This window comes from Escherichia sp. MOD1-EC5990 (assembly GCF_002965285.1).
Taxonomy (GTDB): Bacteria; Pseudomonadota; Gammaproteobacteria; order Enterobacterales; family Enterobacteriaceae; genus Escherichia; species Escherichia coli_F.
The window spans coordinates 1-358 of record NZ_PTRV01000088.1 but is presented as its reverse complement, the minus strand read 5'-3'; the positions used below and the strand labels follow the sequence as shown (position 1 = coordinate 358).

The 358-nt window shown below is 52.0% G+C and carries 2 tRNA genes; both read right to left on the bottom strand.

The features are described from left to right. Nucleotides 1-6 precede the first annotated feature (6 nt). Nucleotides 7-83, bottom strand: a tRNA-Arg gene (locus BEB42_RS26015). A 197-nt stretch (nt 84-280) separates the two neighbouring features. Then, nucleotides 281-357: transfer RNA gene (locus tag BEB42_RS26010), tRNA-Arg, on the bottom strand. Nucleotide 358 lies beyond the last annotated feature (1 nt).

Sequence of the window (358 nt, the reverse complement as noted above, 5' to 3'; positions counted from 1 at the left end):
AGAATATGGTGCATCCGGGAGGATTCGAACCTCCGACCGCTCGGTTCGTAGCCGAGTACTCTATCCAGCTGAGCTACGGATGCATCGGGAAATTTATTTTACTGCTGATATTGATATCGCTACTAAAGCCATATCAAGTAAGAGATGGTGCATCCGGGAGGATTACTCGCCTTGCGGCTCGCCCTTCTGGCCGTTGCTAAAGCAACGTTATCCTCCCTAGTGCTTGCGGTTAGTACCGCCACCTCTTCGACACCTTCATCGCTGAAGATTTCGTAGAATATGGTGCATCCGGGAGGATTCGAACCTCCGACCGCTCGGTTCGTAGCCGAGTACTCTATCCAGCTGAGCTACGGATGCA